This is a genomic window from Microcystis sp. M144S2 (genome assembly GCF_020246065.1).
Taxonomy (GTDB): domain Bacteria; phylum Cyanobacteriota; class Cyanobacteriia; order Cyanobacteriales; family Microcystaceae; genus Microcystis; species Microcystis ichthyoblabe_A.
On record NZ_JADBTR010000110.1, the window covers coordinates 1 to 18037 of the forward strand.

The following is an 18037-nucleotide window of genomic DNA, read 5'->3' on the forward strand; positions in this document are numbered from 1 at the left end:
ATCAACCCTACAATAAATCAACCCTACAATAAATCAACCCTACAATAAATCAACCCTACAATAAATCAACCCTACAATAAATCAACCCTACAATAAATCAACCCTACAATAAATCAACTCTAGGGGGTTTGGGGGGTTCTACCCCCCAAAAACTTGGATTGAGCAATAAAATCGCAAGTAATACTCAATCCCTTGAGTATCAAGAAAAGCACTACTACCCCCAAAGGGTAGGGTTGATTCATGAATCAACCCTACATTACTGAACGAGTACGGAGGGAGTCGAACCCCCGACACCCAGGACCGGAACCTGGTGCTCTATCCTCTGAGCTACGTACCCACGATAAAATACTATTACATTATACCACTAGCCGGCGCAGTAGAGCAGAAATTTCCCATGACTAGCGATCGCTCTTTAAAATTACTTATCAGTAACGATGACGGTATTTCCGCGCTAGGAGTCCGCACCCTTGCCAACACTCTCGCTGCCGCCGGTCATCAAGTCACCGTAGTTTGTCCCGACGGCGAGCGCTCTGCCACCGGTCATGGCTTAACCTTACACCATCCCATCCGGGCCGAACAGGTGGAAGGAATTTTTCACCCCGATGTGATTGCCTGGTCCTGCTCGGGAACTCCCGCCGATTCGGTAAAATTTGCCCTTAGTGCCGTCCTCAAAGAGCGTCCCGATTTAGTTTTAGCCGGCATTAACCACGGGTCTAATCTCGGCACTGATATCCTCTATTCTGGCACGGTTTCCGCGGCCATGGAGGGATTAATCGAAGGTATTCCCAGTATTGCCGTTAGTCTGGCCAGTTTTAAAGCTTGTGATTTCCAACCGGCTGCGGATTTTGCCCTCACCTTAGTCAGGAAAGTTACCCTTAACCCTTTTCCTGTTCCCACTTTACTCAATGTCAACGTCCCTCCGGTTAGTAGTGCCGAAATCAAGGGAGTGAAAATCACTAGGCAGGGATTGCGACGCTACGAGGAAACTTTCGAGAAAAGACTGGACCCCAGGGGTAAAAGTTATTACTGGTTAATTGGGGAAGTGGTGGAAGATATCGAACAACCGGACTACAGCCATTTACCCCCGCAAGTGCCTACGGATGTGCGCGCTATTGGCGAGAATTTTATCACCATCACGCCCCTACAATACAATTTAACTGATGTACAGGGTTTTCAACATTTGCACCGGAATTCTTGGCTTGATTGAGGAGCATCTCATGATATTCTGATTCAATCATTAGCGTTTGAGAGCCTATGTCCCCTCAATTTAATTTTCAAGAAAACGAACTCGAAGAAGCGGATGTCATAACCCTCTGGGATGAGCAAGGTCGATCACTAGACTGTTATATTGAGAATGCCTATGAAACCGATGACCTTACCTATATGCTTCTTGTCCCCGTGGATACCCCGGTGATGATTCTAGCTTGGGACGAGGAATCGGAGGAAGAAGAATCTGATGCCTTCTTAATCGAAGATAGCGAGGAAATCGAGCGGGTTTTTGCCGATGCTAAGGCAGTTTTAGCAGAATTAGACCTATTGCTCAAACCCACTGCTCACACTTTAACCGTTAGTGGTGAATTGCCTCCCCTAGAAGAAGATAATGTTCTCAGTTTAGAAATCGATAGCGATAGCCCTTCCTCGTCATCAGAGCCGGAAGAATTGCAATTTCTCGCCAGTTTCTTTTCCGAAGACCAAAAATACTCGATTTACAGTCCCCTTGCTCCTTTGTTATTCTTAGCTGTCGGTGATGGGGAAGGGAAGGTTGAATTAGTTTCCCCCGATGATGACGGTATGGGACCGATTCTAGAGGAACTTTTGTTTGATGAACTCGATTAATTACTTGATTTTACCAAATCCGCCAACCAAAATTATTGATAAATCTAGTCACAGTATATCTTTCGGGATTTCATCATCATTGCGATTAACACGGATTTGGTATTCTTTCTTTAAATTACGGCGTTTATCATAAAGATGAAGTATAACCTAACTTGGTATTAACGACTGGCTCCTGTCTCCCGAAAATAAAAACCTTATACCTCACTATTAAGATAAATGCTATATCACCACAACTAGGGGAGAGCTTTAAAGATTAGCTATTTTTCTGGTGATAGTGAGGATGAAAGGTTTCCAAGCAAGACTGATTAAATAACCCAATCCTGCCACTAAAATAATTGTCGCCCCCGAGGTGAGATTTAAACTATAGGATAACCATAAACCAATCAAAGTAAAGACAATTCCTAAGATAATCGCTAGGACCATCATTCCCTTCATATTTTTAACAAATTGTCCACTGATAGCCGCAGGAATAGTTAACAAAGCAATTACCATAATTAATCCCACCACCTGCATTACTGCCACAATAGTTAAAGCGGTTATTCCCATTAAACCTAAATAAATTATCTCCACGGGAATATTACGAATAATCGCAAAGGTTTCATCAAAAGATATGGCTAACAACTCCTTATAAAAGATACTAACTAAGGCTATAATTAATATATCTATGGCCGCCATTATCCATAAATCATCCCTCGGTACAGTTAAAATACTCCCAAAAAGATAACTCATCAAATCAGCTTTATAACCGGGGGTTAAATCAATAAAAATTACCCCAATCGCCATACCAATCGCCCACATCACCCCGATTAAAGTATCGGCTCTCTCGCGGATGCGACGCTGTAAAAACCCCATGCCTAAAGCCGAAAAAAAGGTAAAAAATATCGCCCCCACCAGGGGATTAATCCCAAAAAAATAACCGATTCCTATCCCTCCATAGGCAGCATGAGCGATTCCCCCACTGATAAAAACCACGCGATTAACTACTACCAAAGTACCCACAATCCCACAGGCAATACTAACTAATATTCCTGCGGCAATCGCATGGCGCATAAAATCAAATTGTAAAGCCTCTAGCATAGGGTGTGGGGTGTGGGGTGTGGGCTTCGGCCGTGAGCTCAGCCGAACGGGTGTGGGGTGTGGGGTGTGGGGAGCTTTTTCAGTAAACAGTAAACTCAAAACTCACATCTGATAACTGATAACTGATAACTGATAACTGATTATTGATAACTTTCAATTACTTGACGAAAATCGCTTTTTTGTTTGACTCCGCGCATTTCCTTGACTAATTCCCGGTCCTTAAAGAATTGTACCGTGGGAGTTCCAGTTACTTGACCCATTTTGGCAATTTCCGGGTCAGCTTCGATGTCAATTTCCACAAAATAAATTTTGCCATCGTACTCATCGACCACTTTATCTAAAATCGGTTTCAGGGTTTTACAGGGGCCACAGGTGGGAGAAACATATTTTACCATTAACAAGCGATCGCCGTCGTGGAATAATTTCCGCAAAGCATAACCCCCAACGTGACGGGTTTTGTTAATATCAAAAGTTTCCTCCGTATCGGCCGGGGTTTCGCTAACGGTTTTCGTCTCGTAATGTTCAGAAGTGGCTGATTGACGGTATTCTTGGATTAAATTATGCTCCGATAACCATCTTTCTGCCAATAACGCCGCCATACACCCCGTACCTGCGGCGGTGATGGCCTGACGGTATTCGTGGTCCTGTACGTCTCCTGCGGCAAAAACCCCCTCGACGCTGGTAGCAACGGTCCCCGGTTTGACTTTCACATAACCCACCTCGTCTAATTCTAGTTGTCCTTGGAATAGGGAAGTATTGGGAGTGTGACCGACGGCATAAAATAAACCTCTAACGGCTAATTCGCTAATTTCTCCCGTTTGCGAGTTTTTAATGCGTAATCCTGCCATTTTACTGCCTGTACCGAACACATCCACCGCTTGGGTGTGAAAATGAACGGTAACTTTCGGATTATTTAACACCCGGTCCTGCATTGCTTTCGAGGCACGCATCGCTTCCCCGCGTATCAATAAATGGACGTGAGAGCCGTATTTAGTCAAATATACGGCTTCTTCGGCTGCGGAGTCACCGCCACCGATGACAGCGAGGTTTTCCTCTCTAAATATCGGTGTAGCACCGTCACAGATAGCACAAGCGGAAATGCCGTTACTCCAGAATTGGGCCTCGCTGGGTAATCCTAAGCGTTTGGCAGTGGCTCCCGTGGCGATAATAATACTATTGGCCTTAACTTCCCGGTCCGTGGAAAGAATGGTAAAAGGACGCTGACTTAAATCCACCGAGATAACATCTTCGGTATAGCATTGGGTCCCCCATCTTTCGGCCTGTTCCTTCATTCTTTCCATCAGCTTCGGACCGGTGATTCCTTCGGGAAAACCGGGGAAATTTTCTACTTCTGTGGTGGTCATCAATTGTCCCCCCGGAATGCCTCCCGCTTGGAAACCCTCAAACATCAAGGGTTTTAAGTTCGCACGCGCCGCATAAATCGCCGCCGTATATCCCGCCGGTCCCGAACCAATAATGACTAAATTCTCGACAGTCATAACCGTAAATGCAACTCATAACGACTACGCTTTTTAGTATAGCAGCATCAGTTAAGTAGCTGGTTATAATTAAATTAAAAATGGATTTTGCCTTTAATCCCCCCTTGATAAGGGGGGTGCCGATAGGCGGGGGGATCTGAAAGTTTTTAATACCTATCTACTTACCGGTTATCTGTGTAATATTTTTCGTCACTGACTTTACCAGTGGGTGAAGTCTGCCGCAAATTGAGATAGGGATAACAGTTTAATACGGGTATCTTGAGCAACTTTTTGGCGCATTTGAGCCGTATTATAGCCCCAATCGGCTAAATATAAGCCCACGTCGTTTAAATCTGCTTGTTGCTCCACTAATTCCAACGCATCGAGACGATCCTCGACAAACCACAAATTAGCGGGAGATTCGGGTAAATCAGCCAGTATTTGCTGAATAGTCAGGTATTTCGGCTGTTTAATTTCCTTGCCAATTAATCTCGCTGCCGGAAAATTAATTGCTACTTTTTGTAACAATTGCTTGACAAAACGGCTTTCTTTGGTAGTGATGATATAAACCAAAAAATCCGAGTCTAAAAGAGAGGCCAGGCGATCAATCGCAGGTTGATAAAATTGATGTAAGGCTAACCAAGACTCTAGATCCGACTCAATCCATTGATCCCTAAGACCATCGAGAGCATTTGAGAGAACTTTTTTCGCTATTTTATCCCTTTCTAGCAGATTTTGCCGAATTAACGGCCAATTATTTAAAGCTTCCTCGTCGGGAATACCGAGAACGAGCGATCGCAACAGTAAAGGCATTTCCCAACCGGTTTCGATAACGGGACGAAGTTGCGAAAACCTCGGGAAAAAATCCTCGGGAATTATTTCTGGCCAAAGGGTTTCATAGGTGCGTTTGCTAATCTGAAAATACTCGATCATGCCATCACAAAGAACACCATCAAAATCCAGTGCTAGAATACGGGGGGATTGATTCATAAATGCTGGTTTAATCTCAATAATGGCAGTATAGCGCAGCTATTAGCTATTCTTTGCTTCATCGTTGACATAACATAGCTGTCTGATGATTTCGGTGACAGAATTTTTTAATCCCTCTACATGAATCCAGCCCACATATACAGCATATACAATATTTTGATGATTGTCCTGTATATAAACATGATGCACACGATATAAATCTGAGCTTAAATAAATATAACCACTGGCATCTTTGAATTTACCTTCTAGTAATATTTTTTCTTTTAAAGGTTTCATTTTTACCACATCTTTAGTCACCCCAGATATTTTGGCTATTCTTTCTATGGCAAGATCAACACAAGTGTTATCACTGTAACTATTACCATGATTATAATCCTGCTGGCCAAAATAAATTGTCTCTACGATATTTTTAGCCACTTTATCTGATGCTAGGTAATAGGTATGAGCATTAAGGGAATTTAAGACAACGGCAGCAATTTCTACGGAATCAAAAATATTGCCAGTCGCTTCTAGATAATAATCGCTCATTAAAATCTTGGATACATCGGTTATAGAATCAAAAAGAGGACGAATTGGATAAGCGATAATATCGGAGGAATTAATCAGATTATTCCAGAGCAAACGCTGGCCTTGATGCTGGCTAATAAATTTTTCAATTTGATTGGTATCAATGCCTAGAGTTAGATTTAAAAATGGGATCGGTGAACCCATTGTTGTCACACTAGATAGGGAAAGTTTGCCCCGTTCTTTACCGATAAGATTACGAATTTCATGAGCGGGATCCTTAGGATCAAAACGCTCAGAAAATAACAGATCCCAAAGGATTACAGTACCCAAAGAATGGGCGACTATATGTAATTCGGTTTCCTGGGGATAAGCTTGAACAAGATCGATTAATTGATCGGCAATAATGCGGCGAATTTGGTTTCCTCGATCGCTGCCTAAATAGGTAAATGCGTCACCGATAAAATAAGATAAATACTCTTTTCTAAAATTTTGATAGCGAAAGGATTGCTCGGGGTTAAAATTACTATTTTTCTGTTTTTGTGTCTGTAATTCTTGGTCGATATCTCGCCATAATTTTTCGGTTCCTTTGAGAACATTTCCCCAAAATCCTGCATAACAGTAGGGAATCGCCCGATTTTTGCGTTTACATTCTTCTTCAATTAGTTTAATTAATTTATTGGCATAACTAGCATCTCTTGTGGCCACTCCATGAATAAAGTAAATAAGCATAATAGATTTATCTCAATAAGCGGTGATCGGAATCTCTCTTAATATACCCTTCTAGCTTCAGAAAAATATCAGGATGGAGCGAGATATAGTAATGCACAAGTTATCCTATTTGTCAAGAGATGTTGGAGTGATTATTTAGGTTCTCTCTCGACTGACCAATCCTCTGAGGATAATCCCATAGTTTCTACTACTTTTACACAAAAATAGTAGATATCTTTGGCGGAAAAATTAGTTTCTACTATAAAAATATTATTTTCAAGTTTTTGAGGTCGGCGAAATTTTGTGTCATCTTTCGATAAAAAGCGAGGAAACTCTAGCACAATCTCTTGAAACTTTTCAGGATCTAGATCGTAGAGAGTATTCAGAGTACAAATTAGTACATCTTTCCAAGTTTTAACTGTTTGTTGTTTACCACGAATAATTAGTTTTTTGGGTTTTGTATCCTTGACAGATGCAGTTTCATTGACTGGCAGCGAATCATCGCCAAAATAACTCCAAATTTTTATAACACGCTCGGCTAAATATTCGGCACGTTGTTCGATATCTTCTTTTTGCCATGAGTTAATACTATCAAAGTATTTATTAATTTCAAGATGGCTTTTATGGAGTTCTTCTTTCTTGTGAGAAAAATCTTTATCCGCCAGTTCTCCATTATAAGCCGTCAGGGTTAAATTACCTAAAGTATGCACAAGAAGTTGATGGGTAATATCTGCATCTGTTCCCAAATAATCTCTCCACTTATCATTTAGTTTTTGCGGCATAATATGTTCAATAGTCAGGCGAGAATCACTTAAATCTACAGTTTCTCGATGACCAAAAGATTCTTCGATCGCACCGAGAATAATTTTCGCTTTTTCGCTGCGATTTCCTCCGTATAGTTTGATGGTTATTAACTTTTCTTTAAAATCATTATCTTTTGGGTAGTCTTTCTTTTGAAGAGAGATTTTTAATCTTTTAATAAAAGGTTCAGAGTTTAAAGCAGCATCTTTTTGAACTTGGGAATATAGTAAAGCAAAAGTTTTATTAAGTCCGCGAGTCTGAATACCACAAACAAAACGACGGACAAGAAAGTTTTCAAGGGTTTTTAAAACCTCTATAAAGTCCTTTTCAGATAATTTGCTATTTCCCCAGTCATCATAACAATTTAAAAGAAATGGATAGATAGTAGAGACCTCTAGACGCTGAAAAGAATCGAGATATTTACGAATACTAGAATTATTTTCCAGCCTGGGAGTGATTAGTTTGGCATAATACATGGAAAATGTATATAAGTCCTCTATATAGAGAGCGGGATTATTATCAGCTAGTTTATTTTTAAAGGCAGAATAAATTTCGTTATTTCTAATTTCTGCCCCACTTTTTGATAAATAGTGACGGATAAATTCTGTTAAATTATCTCCTAATTTTTCCTGCATCGGCAGCCAGTATCTATCATATAGTGTCTGTTGCTCCTCTTGACGAACCTTCATAAATAAATGATTACGAATTAAATCGGCCTCAGTTAAAGGCTGCCCCGTGGCATTCAAACTTTCAAATACTAGGTAGGGATCGTCGTCATTACCAAGAGTTATATTGACCAAAGATAAGTGATTACAGATAACTTCTGTTAGTTTAGCTAACGAATATGATTGTTCATTGATCTTTCTTTTAAAAAAGAAATAACACTGGGATATGGTATTTTCTTTGTCGATGATTTTGCCACGGATTACAGACTGAAAATATTCTAGGTCTAACTGAGTAGGTTGAATTTTAAAGTAATCAGAACCTTTTTTAAAGGGATTAACAAGAAATGTTTTGTCAATTTCTGCGCTTAAATCCTGTTCTTGTTGGTCTTTCGCTACGTCTCGCAAAGCAGCAAAGAGCAGAAAAATAGTCGTTAAACGTTGCTGTCCATCAATTAGCAGATATTTATTGACCACGCCGGAGTTAGGCGAAACTTGAGTTTTAACTATCGAACCCATAAAATGGGGACGAGGGTTTTCTTGACCGTACAAATAGCTTATGTCATCCCATAAATCTTCCCAATCTTTCTTTTTCCAACTATAAGTGCGCTGAAATAGTGGAATTATATATTGTGTGTTGCCTTGAATAATTTCTTGAAGAGTAACTACCGATGCTTGCATAGGGGCTAGTATAGGAAGATAGACCGATTATTCCTAGTATTTATCACTCTAACACAGCAATTTGGCACTGTCTAGGATCCTGGCGGTGGGTTACGCCTTGTTAAACCAGCCGACAAATTGCTATATAATACAAATGCCCGCTATTATAGAATTATATTTTTCCCTTTTAACTTAGTCTTATGGTTTCACAACTAGATAAAACTAACGTCACTGAAATTATCTACCCCGATAGCGATAGTCAACCTATGGCCGATAATACCTTGCAATTTCGTTGGATCACAACAATTAAAACTAATTTAGACTGGCTATTTCGCGAGCAGTCTGATGTCTTTGTTGCGGGGGATTTACTTTGGTATCCCGTGGAAAATGATAATAAACTGCGTCAAGCGCCGGATATCATGGTGGTTTTTGGGAGACCAAAAGGGGAAAGAGGTTCCTATCGACAATGGCTAGAAAATAACATTAGTCCCCAGGTGGTTTTTGAAATCCTCTCTCCGGGTAACACCCTCACGGAAATGGCCAAAAAACAGCTATTTTATGACCGTTATGGGGTCGAGGAGTATTATCTTTATGATCCCCATAAAAATGATGCCAGTGGTTGGATAAGAGGGGAAAATCAGCTAGAAATTCTGGAAACTCTCGATAATTGGGTTAGTCCCCGTTTAGGTATTCGTTTTCAGTTGGGGGAACCAGAAATGTTGCTTTTTTATCCCGATGGACAAGCTTTCACCAGCTATAACGAGGAAAAACAACGAGCGGAAAGATTAGCCAATAAACTGCGGGAATTGGGCATTAATCCTGACCAAATCTGAGAGGATGTTTCTTGGCTACTATTAAAAACGGATTTGCTCTGAGAGTGCCTATTGACTAGAGGTAATACCGCGCTGACGTAATTGGTCGATAAAAAATTCTTCTAGGGAAGCACGAGCTAAATTAAGACTGATCAAGCGAACATCCATACTAGACAGGGCAGCCAGAAAAGCATCGGGTTCTCCCTGTAATTGTCCGTGCCAACAATTATCGCGCCAATGCAAACCGAGGAGCCATTGCTGTAGTTGCTCCTCCCTACCACCTTGAACAATCACCTGATAGACATCAGCACGACCGAGAATTTGGTCGAGGGAACCGACACAAAGTAATTCTCCCCGAGCTAACAGGGCAATGCGATCGCAAATTTGTTCCACATCGGAGAGAATATGAGAGTTAAAAAAGATGGTTTTCCCCCTTTGTTTGAGGGAGTGAATAATTTCTCGCACCTGATAGCGACCGATAGGATCCAGTCCCGACATCGGTTCATCGAGAAAGACTAATTCTGGATCATTGATTAATGCTTGAGCTATACCGATCCGTTGCATCATCCCCTTAGAATATTGACGCAATTGCTTTTTCTGGGCAGTTTTGCGGTCTAATCCCACTAAATCCAATAATTCAGGAATGCGTTTTTTCTGCACAGAAGAGGGAATTTTAAAAATGCTGGCGATTAATTGTAGGAATTCCCAGCCGGTGAGATAGTCGTAGTAGTAGGCATTTTCGGGAAGATAGCCGATGCGTTGCCTGACCGAGCGATCGCCAATTGGTTGACCGAGAATCAAGGCCCGTCCAGAAGTGGGTCGGACAATCCCTAAAAGGGTTTTTAAGAGCGTGGTTTTGCCCGCACCGTTCGGGCCTAATAATCCAAAGGTTTCCCCCTCATGGACAATTAAAGTACAGTTTTTCAAGGATTCGATTTTCTTATTTAACCAGAATCCCGTCCGATAAGTTTTTTGTAAGTTTAACGTCTCTAGCACCGTTTGACGGCTGGTATTCGTCATTGTTTTGGAATCATCTCTCCTAGACTTTGCTTTTATTATTCCCCAATTGTCAGCAGCGATGTCAACAGTATCAAAATAGCCCAGTTTTGGAACCCAGAAAAATTCCCACCAGTCTTGAGAAGCGGTATCAGTGCAGTTCCGGGCTATTGCCAGCTTTCTTCTCTGGCATTGCCGAAAATTAGCGGCTAAAATCTGTTAGACAGGTAACGTTGACACTTGAGCGGCAACTGGTACAATAGGGCGAACGCTTATGGAAACCAGACTCTTACACAAACACAGCATGAAACAACTCCTCACTTGCCTTAATTCCCTGACAGTGGCCAGTGTAGCCACTATCGCCTTGGCCTACCCTGGCATCGCTCAAGTTAATCTCTCCGTTTATCCCGCTCCTTCCTCGTCGAACGAATCCATCGAATTATACGTTCCCCCGCCGGAAAACAATAACACCAATAATAATACCTGTACTCAATTGATTGGGGCAAATATCGATAAAATTATCGGTCAAGCTCCCAATCAGTGGGGTATATTAATCGAATCTATTGATCGCCAAACGGTTATTTATAGTCATAACGCCGATCGCTATTTTATCCCTGCTTCTAATACAAAGTTATTTACCACGGCTGCCGCTTTACAAGCGATGAACCCGGAAACGACAATTCGCAAAAAATCCCTGCGCGATTGGGTGAATATCACTAATCAGAGAAGTAATAATTTCTACGCTGACACTCTTTTTCGCTTTATCGGCGGTGCTAAAAGTGTTACTGCCATCTTGGCACAATTGGGCATCAATCCCAGTGGTTTTCGTCTCGCCGATGGTTCGGGATTATCCCGCCGTAATACCGCTACTCCCCGCTCGATCGTGGAAATTTTGCGGGTGATGTATTATTCTCCTAATCGCGATACTTTCTATGCTTCCTTACCGGTAGCGGGAATTAGTGGCACCCTGAGAAACCGAATGCGTCAGACGGCAGCCACCGGCACAGTTTACGCTAAAACTGGCACTCTTACCGGTGTGCGGGCCCTATCGGGTTATCTAGAAAACCCCAACCAAGAACCGATGCTATTTAGCATTATCGTTAATAATCAACGGGTTTCCGGACAGGCTCTGGTGAAAGCGATCGATACTATTGTTCTACAGATGACCGAATCTCGTTCCTGTCAACCTCAGTAGCTCTCCTGTAAAAATACCCAATTGTCCTGACCAGCTGTCCGCGCATTTAAATTGCTTGTGGAGATGAGGCAAGACTAATGGTTAATAATAGCCATAATCTGCTTCAGTTTGGGTTTGGGTTTGGGGGGAGAGATATTCAAAATTAGAAGGATCTCGCAGAAAACGAAATATTTCTTCTTCGAGACGATGAATTAGATAGGGTTCTATGGAATTAGAATGGCGTAAACAGGCTAAATAGCCTTCTACATATAGCCGGATCTCATCAAAACGTGAGCCACGGTGCCAAAGATCCACCATGTCATCGGTCAGTCTTTGATAGTAACGAATGGATTGGGTATCTTGGAGCATGGGCAGTAGAACAAAAAAGAGAGAGTGGGGGTAAGTTTGTATAGATAATCCTAGGGAGAATTGCTATTCTTGGTTTCCCCTATCTCTATTGTACCCACCAAATCGGCAAAACACAGACAAGAGAATTTTCAGTGATCAGTAAAGGGTGTGGGGTGTGGGGTGTGGGGTTTGGGGTGTGGGGTGTAGGGTGTAGGGTGTGGGGTGTGGGGTGTGGGCTTCGGCCGTGAGCTCAGCGTTCGACTGAGCTCACGCCGAAGTCCGAACGGGTGTGGGGTGTGGGGAGAAGGGAGAATAAATAAAGGCAATCTCCTGAATCCTGTCTCCTGAATCCTGTCTCCTGTCTCCTGCCTTCGTATAGATTATTCAGGGTTTCTTTGTCTTTTTGCCCGTTCAATTTCTGCCTGTAGTTCTGCTATTTGTCGCTGTAATCTTTCGCTTTCCCTATCATTAGCATCAACATTAATTGAGCTTTTTACCCCTGTTTTGGCATAGTTTCCCCGGCGAATTTGACGATAGGATTCCGAGTTAAACCATTGCTGTAGATACTGGACTCTTTCCACGGAAAAAGGATGGGTTAAAAAGGAACCATTACCGCCATTATAAATGAGAAATTTATAAATCTGGTTTAAGTTATCTTGGTCTAATTGTCGGTAGGCTTCCCCTTGACGAATAAATTCTTCTAAGTTGCATTCATGCAGATATTTTTGGCTTCCTCCCGCACATTTCATTAAAGTTCTCAGGACTAAATTTAAATCATCGGTAACTAATAAAGCGGCTCTGTCTGCGGATAATTCGGCTTTTCTGCGCCATTCATAAAAGGCATAAACTAGACCAGTAGTAATGGCTTTTCCTAGTCCTAAGGTGATGTCTCCAAGGAAATTAGCCGCCCCCATCACCCAAAAAGAAAGTTGAATTAAAATACTATGATCGCATTTTAAATGACCTAATTCGTGGGCAAGAATTACTCGAATTTCTTCTTCATCTAAGAGGTCTAAAAGGGCAGTATTAAAGACAATATACGGATGTTCTGAACCCAAAGAATAGGCATTGGCTAAAGGGTTTTGACTGACATAAAGATTCGGTTCTGGGGACATATCTAAATCCCGCAGACATTGGCGATAGATGCCGTATAAAGTGGCGTATTGACGCGGGCCGACTTTTAGATCATTGCCCATTAATAAAATTTGCTGGGGACGTTCGTAGAGATATTCGGAAAAACTTTTCGCTAATAAATCAAACCCCGGAACTGATCTTAAGGCCTGTTCAGCTTGCTGATCTAGGGGATGTTTAAAAGCTTGACTGGAGATATCAGGATAAGTTGGCATATTTTTTCAAGGAGAAAGGAGTCGTTAATCAGAAATAAACGGGTATTAATTGCCAAGTTTTTGAGTTTTTCTTGCCAAATTTTTCGAGAGAAGTGAGGGGGTTATAGTCGGGAACTACTTCTAGAGAACTCCGACTTTCTCAATAGGTTTTTAACTCTGCAAAATTGCTGATTCTAGAGTTGATTTTGGTGACATAGAATAGACCTGTGGGAGAAATGAGCTTTTTTCTTGTTAACTATCCTTAGCAACAATTCCTAGATTCGATAACAAAGCTTGTAGATTAGTTTGCACGGTAGCGGGTTGGTATCTCTTAATAGTTTCTAGGGAATTATCAGCGAGTTTTTGCCACCATTCCCTATTATCATAGAGTTCGATCACTGCTTGGGCAAATTCCTCAGCAGTATCGGCAATTAGAACATCTTGGTGGTCAATTAATCCCATACCTTCGGCACCAATTTTTGTGGTAATAGTCGGTAATCCGAGGGAAAGACTTTGACCTATTTTACCCTTCATTCCCGCACCAAATCGCAGGGGAGCGACAAAAATGCGACTCTTTTGGAAATAGGGTTCTACTTCGGGAACATAACCGGTAACAATCACTTGATCATTGGCTAATTCTTTCACTTCATCCTTGAGGTTACTTCCCAATAAATTAACGGTAATATCGGGACGGGATGCCCAAACTAAGGGCATAATTTCTAAACATAACCACTTGACTGCATCAATATTAGGAGGGTGATTGTAGCTACCAATAAATACTAAACCCGATCGCTGGTCAAAGGCAACTTTTTCTGACAGAGAAATTTCTTCATGAATATTGGGGATTACCCAAACATTTTTCACTCCCAAAGAGGATAAAACCTGCTTTTCGTCTTCCGTTACTACCACGGTTGCTTCCGCTTGGTTAGCATAGTTTAACTCTAATTTCTGATAGGTTTCCCAACTCCAGCTAGTATTTTGATAACTGGGATCGAGATAGTCTTTTTGTCGTTTTAAACGCAGAAAATGCAGGTCAATTGTATCATAAATAATTGGTGCTTTTGTTTTTAAGCGAATTAAATCCATATACTTATCGCACAATTCAGGCCGACACAACCAAACTCCATCTATCAGGGGTAAATATTTGATTAATTTTTCTTCTAGATTATATCTTTGCGGTGTGCCATAAATAACTTCAATTCCTAGCTGTTGCAGGACGGAAGTATAGGGTTGTTCGGGATAGCCATTATCGGGAAAGAAAATCACTGAATAGCCTAAATTAAGCAGTAGCTTAAGAATATTTAATAAACGCACACAGCCGGATTCTCGATCGTATAGTGGAACGTAGGAATCAATGACTAAAATTGTCGGTTTTCCTTGTAAACGTCGGGCAGCTTTGGGGACATTATTAGCATCGTTATCTAGGTGTTTAGTTAATACCTTTGACCATTTTTCTCGAAACTTAGTTTGATTAATAACTTGATATTTTTTGATCCCACTGGAAAGGTCTGTTCCCGAGGTGATTCCTTCGTAGTGAATGACGTTAGATTGGGGTTGATAGAGGACTTGATAACCCAATTCTCGGAGGGCAAAACATAAGTCTGTATCTTCGTAATATGCGGGGATAAAGTCTTGAGAAAAACCACCTAATTGCTTAAATAAATCCGTGGGAACTAATAAACTGGCCCCCGAACAATAGTCCACGGGACGCACATAATTATATTCTGGTTCATCGGGACTATCTAAGCGTCCATAATTCCAACCATCGGCAGAATTCCAGATAATTCCCCCCGCTTCTTGTTGTTTACTATTAGCATAAATTAACTTAGAACCCACCGCACCAACTTGGGGATTATTGACAATTAATTTTAATAAACTTTCTAGACAATTTTCCAGAATACGAGTGTCGTTATTGAGAAAATATAGGTATTGACCTTTTGCTTGACTAGCTCCATAATTACAGGAACGAATAAAACCAGAGTTCTCTGCATTAGTTAATACTTTAATTCCTTTAATTAAAGTAGCTAATTGTTCTAAAGTTTCATCGCTGGAAGCATCATTAACAATGATTATTTCATAAGCTAAATCAGAACTTAAGTTAACACTTAAGGATTCCAAACAGTTAAAGGTGTAGGCAAATTGGTTATAAGCAGGAATAATAATTGAGACTAAAGGATTGTCACTGCTGGCAATTTCTAGGGGCCGCGGTTCAGCTAATTTAGCACTTTCGATCACCTGTTCTTCAAATTCAGAAGAACTCTTTCCTGTAAGAATTTTAATAATTTTTCGTTTCGTCTTTTTTAGTGCTGGTTTCCATCCTTCCTCTTGGAGACTAAAGACAAATTTTTTGAGCAGTTTTTTAACTTTAAAAATAATCATTATTACCATAAATACTCCTCTAGGGAAAACCAATCTTGTGCTAAATTTAAATCTCTTTCTGCTCTAATAATAGCTCCTTCCTTTAATTGTTGCTTGAGGTAGTTTCTCTGTTGTTCCATAATATATAATTTAATCGCTTCATTAATTAAATTATTATATTCTTTTTCAGGATAATCACTACTTGTCAACCATCGATCGAGAAGTTGCATAGTATCTTCAGGGAGAGTTATCTGAAGTTGTCTGGCCATTTTTTCTTTCCTAAATATATTTAAGTAAGTGGTTCTAATTAAATAGAAGATAGATTTCGCCCTCGATCCCCCCTTAATCCCCCCTTGATAAGGGGGGGGAACTGACAATCTTTAACACCCACCTACTTAGATAATAACAATTATAAACCCCTAGAGCAATTTTAGTTGCTGTCGGGATAAATTCTCGGAGCTGCGGCGATTAATTTTTGCGTGTAGGGGTGTTGGGGATGGCTAAAAATCTGTTCAGTGTCACCCATTTCAACTATTTTACCCGCAGTCATCACCGCAATTCGATCGCAGAGGAATCTCGCCAACCAAAGATCATGAGTTATAAATAAATAAGTGAGATTAAATAATTTTTGTAACTCTAACATTAACTCTAAAACCTGTGTCTGAACACTAGCATCAAGCATACTAACTGGTTCATCACAAATAACTAATTCCGGACGAGTAATTAAAGCGCGAGCAATGGCTACTCTTTGCTGTTGTCCCCCCGATAACTCCCTAGGATAGCGTCGATAAAATTCCTCTGTTGGTGTTAAACCGACTCGATCTAACATTTCTAAAACCTGTTTTTTCGCCGTTTCTAGACTAATTTTTTGATGGATCAAAAGCGGATCGGCGATACTTTCTCCCACCGTCATTAAAGGATTGAGACAAGCGAGGGGATCCTGAAAAATCATCTGCATTAAGCGCCGTTTTGGACGCATTTTTTCCGCCGACAAAGGGGTTAAATCTTCTCCTAAAAATTCCACTTTTCCCCCGGTGGGTTTAATTAACTGTAATAGGGTTCGCGATAGGGTACTTTTCCCACACCCCGACTCCCCAACTAAACCGAATATTTCCCCTCGATACAGTTCAAAATTGACTTCATCCACCGCTTTAATAAATTTCTTTTCTTTTTTGAAAAAACTATCTAAAAAGTTACCTTCTAGGGTATAATACTGTTTTAAATTATCCACCTTTAACACCGTTTCTTTGCCTTGAATTGCTGTTGATTTTTCCTCCCGTAACTGTAGGTGTAAAGCGGCGGACAAAAGAGAGCGAGTGTAGGGATGTTGAGGTGTATTAAAAACTGTTTTTACCGCTCCCGATTCGACAATTTTGCCCCCCTTCATTACCGCTAATTGATCGCAATATTCTCCCACCATCGCTAAATCATGGGAAATTAACAATAATCCCATCTGTTCCTCGCTACATAAACGCTTTAATTCCCGTAGAATTTCCGCCGAAACTGTCACATCTAAACTGGTGGTGGGTTCATCGGCAATAATTAACTTAGGGTTTAATAATAAAGCTAAAGCAATGGCCACTCTTTGCCGCATTCCCCCGCTAAATTCGTGAGGATATTGGGACCAACGATTAGCGGGAATTTTCACTTTTTCTAGGACAGTACAAGCTTGATTTTTAGCTTGACGATAGGTTAAATTTCCTCGATGAGCTTGCAAAGTTTCCACACAATGATCGCCAATAGTCATCAGCGGATCCAGTCGCGTCATCGGATCTTGAAAGACTAATCCCACCGCTTCCCCGCGAAACTTTTCTAACTGTTTGCTAGATAAAGATAAAAGCGATCGCCCTTCAAAGGTAATCTCACCTTCCACGTGAGTGCGATTAGGTAATAACCTTAAAATAGCCTTACCGATGGTCGATTTTCCACAACCAGATTCACCCACTAATCCCAGAGTTTCCCCTTTGCCTATACTAAAAGATACCCCATCGATCGCCCAAGAGGGAGAACTTAATTCGGTCGGGTAGGCAATTTTTAGGTCTTTAATTTCCAACATGACGCGATCGGTAACGATAAAAGTTAGGACTTAAGTAAGTAGTTATAATTAAATCGAAGATAGATTTTGCCTCTGATCCCCCCTGCCCCCCTTGATAAGGGGGGTGCCGATCCCCCCTGCCCCCCTTGATAAGGCTGTCCTTTAGTCACATCTTTCTTAACATTTCAAACCTTTGTAGCACAAGGCTTTCAAGACTCGGTTAACAATTTGTAATATTCCTTGTTGACACCCTTACTGACAAAGAAAAAA

15 protein-coding genes and 1 tRNA gene are annotated in these 18037 nt (G+C 41.0%); 4 read left to right on the top strand and 12 right to left on the bottom strand.

What is annotated here, in order from left to right:
* Positions 1–264: 264 nt before the first annotated feature.
* Positions 265–337 (bottom strand) — tRNA-Arg (locus IM462_RS13185).
* A gap of 57 nt (positions 338–394) precedes the next feature.
* On the opposite strand from IM462_RS13185, the gene surE reads away from it, so the two are divergent.
* The gene (gene surE, locus IM462_RS13190; protein WP_287702611.1) at positions 395–1207 is read left to right on the top strand and encodes a 5'/3'-nucleotidase SurE; all 813 of its coding nucleotides are present in this window, start codon (positions 395–397) and stop codon (positions 1205–1207) included.
* 47 nt (positions 1208–1254) lie between these two features.
* The gene (locus IM462_RS13195) at positions 1255–1836 is read left to right on the top strand and encodes a DUF3727 domain-containing protein (protein ID WP_287702613.1); all 582 of its coding nucleotides are present in this window, start codon (positions 1255–1257) and stop codon (positions 1834–1836) included.
* A gap of 246 nt (positions 1837–2082) precedes the next feature.
* Here IM462_RS13195 and IM462_RS13200 read toward each other — a convergent pair whose 3' ends face one another.
* From IM462_RS13200 to IM462_RS13220, 5 genes are all read right to left on the bottom strand, one after another.
* Positions 2083–2913 (bottom strand): metal ABC transporter permease, encoded by an 831-nt coding sequence (locus IM462_RS13200; RefSeq protein WP_287702615.1) that lies wholly within the window; start codon positions 2911–2913, stop codon positions 2083–2085.
* Positions 2914–3053: 140 nt separating this feature from the next.
* Complete coding sequence (trxB, locus tag IM462_RS13205) at positions 3054–4412, bottom strand: thioredoxin-disulfide reductase (protein ID WP_287702617.1); 1359 nt, start codon at positions 4410–4412, stop codon at positions 3054–3056.
* 198 nt (positions 4413–4610) lie between these two features.
* On the bottom strand, positions 4611–5381 hold the full coding sequence (locus IM462_RS13210; RefSeq protein WP_287702619.1) for an HAD family hydrolase: 771 nt from the start codon (positions 5379–5381) through the stop codon (positions 4611–4613).
* Between the two features lie 42 nt (positions 5382–5423).
* Positions 5424–6617 carry a lipase family protein gene (locus tag IM462_RS13215; RefSeq protein WP_287702620.1) on the bottom strand — a complete coding sequence of 398 codons (1194 nt, stop codon included), beginning with the start codon at positions 6615–6617 and terminating at the stop codon, positions 5424–5426.
* A 131-nt stretch (positions 6618–6748) separates the two neighbouring features.
* On the bottom strand, positions 6749–8740 hold the full coding sequence (locus IM462_RS13220) for a DUF262 domain-containing protein (RefSeq protein WP_287702622.1): 1992 nt from the start codon (positions 8738–8740) through the stop codon (positions 6749–6751).
* Between the two features lie 179 nt (positions 8741–8919).
* On the opposite strand from IM462_RS13220, the gene IM462_RS13225 reads away from it, so the two are divergent.
* The gene (locus tag IM462_RS13225) at positions 8920–9552 is read left to right on the top strand and encodes a Uma2 family endonuclease (RefSeq protein WP_002755412.1); all 633 of its coding nucleotides are present in this window, start codon (positions 8920–8922) and stop codon (positions 9550–9552) included.
* 48 nt (positions 9553–9600) lie between these two features.
* Here the strand turns inward: IM462_RS13225 and IM462_RS13230 are convergent, their stop codons facing one another.
* Positions 9601–10551 (bottom strand): ABC transporter ATP-binding protein, encoded by a 951-nt coding sequence (locus IM462_RS13230; RefSeq protein WP_287702625.1) that lies wholly within the window; start codon positions 10549–10551, stop codon positions 9601–9603.
* A gap of 280 nt (positions 10552–10831) precedes the next feature.
* Between IM462_RS13230 and dacB the strand changes: the two genes are divergently transcribed.
* A complete protein-coding gene (gene dacB, locus IM462_RS13235) occupies positions 10832–11722 on the top strand; it encodes a D-alanyl-D-alanine carboxypeptidase/D-alanyl-D-alanine endopeptidase (RefSeq protein WP_287702634.1) in 891 nt (296 codons plus the stop codon).
* An 81-nt stretch (positions 11723–11803) separates the two neighbouring features.
* Here the strand turns inward: dacB and IM462_RS13240 are convergent, their stop codons facing one another.
* The 5 genes from IM462_RS13240 to IM462_RS13260 form a co-directional block, all read right to left on the bottom strand.
* The gene (locus tag IM462_RS13240; RefSeq protein ID WP_002780719.1) at positions 11804–12070 is read right to left on the bottom strand and encodes a DUF6761 family protein; all 267 of its coding nucleotides are present in this window, start codon (positions 12068–12070) and stop codon (positions 11804–11806) included.
* Positions 12071–12429: 359 nt separating this feature from the next.
* The gene (locus IM462_RS13245) at positions 12430–13395 is read right to left on the bottom strand and encodes a M48 family metallopeptidase (RefSeq protein ID WP_287702627.1); all 966 of its coding nucleotides are present in this window, start codon (positions 13393–13395) and stop codon (positions 12430–12432) included.
* Between the two features lie 231 nt (positions 13396–13626).
* The gene (locus tag IM462_RS13250; protein ID WP_287702629.1) at positions 13627–15762 is read right to left on the bottom strand and encodes a glycosyltransferase; all 2136 of its coding nucleotides are present in this window, start codon (positions 15760–15762) and stop codon (positions 13627–13629) included.
* Entirely contained in the window at positions 15756–16001 is a 246-nt protein-coding gene (locus tag IM462_RS13255) for a hypothetical protein (protein ID WP_193961030.1), read from the bottom strand. The genes IM462_RS13250 and IM462_RS13255 overlap by 7 nt, the downstream gene beginning before the upstream one ends.
* Positions 16002–16162: 161 nt before the next feature.
* Positions 16163–17788: a dipeptide ABC transporter ATP-binding protein gene (locus IM462_RS13260; protein WP_287702632.1), complete on the bottom strand. Its 1626-nt coding sequence runs from the start codon at positions 17786–17788 to the stop codon at positions 16163–16165.
* Between the last annotated feature and the right edge of the window lie 249 nt (positions 17789–18037).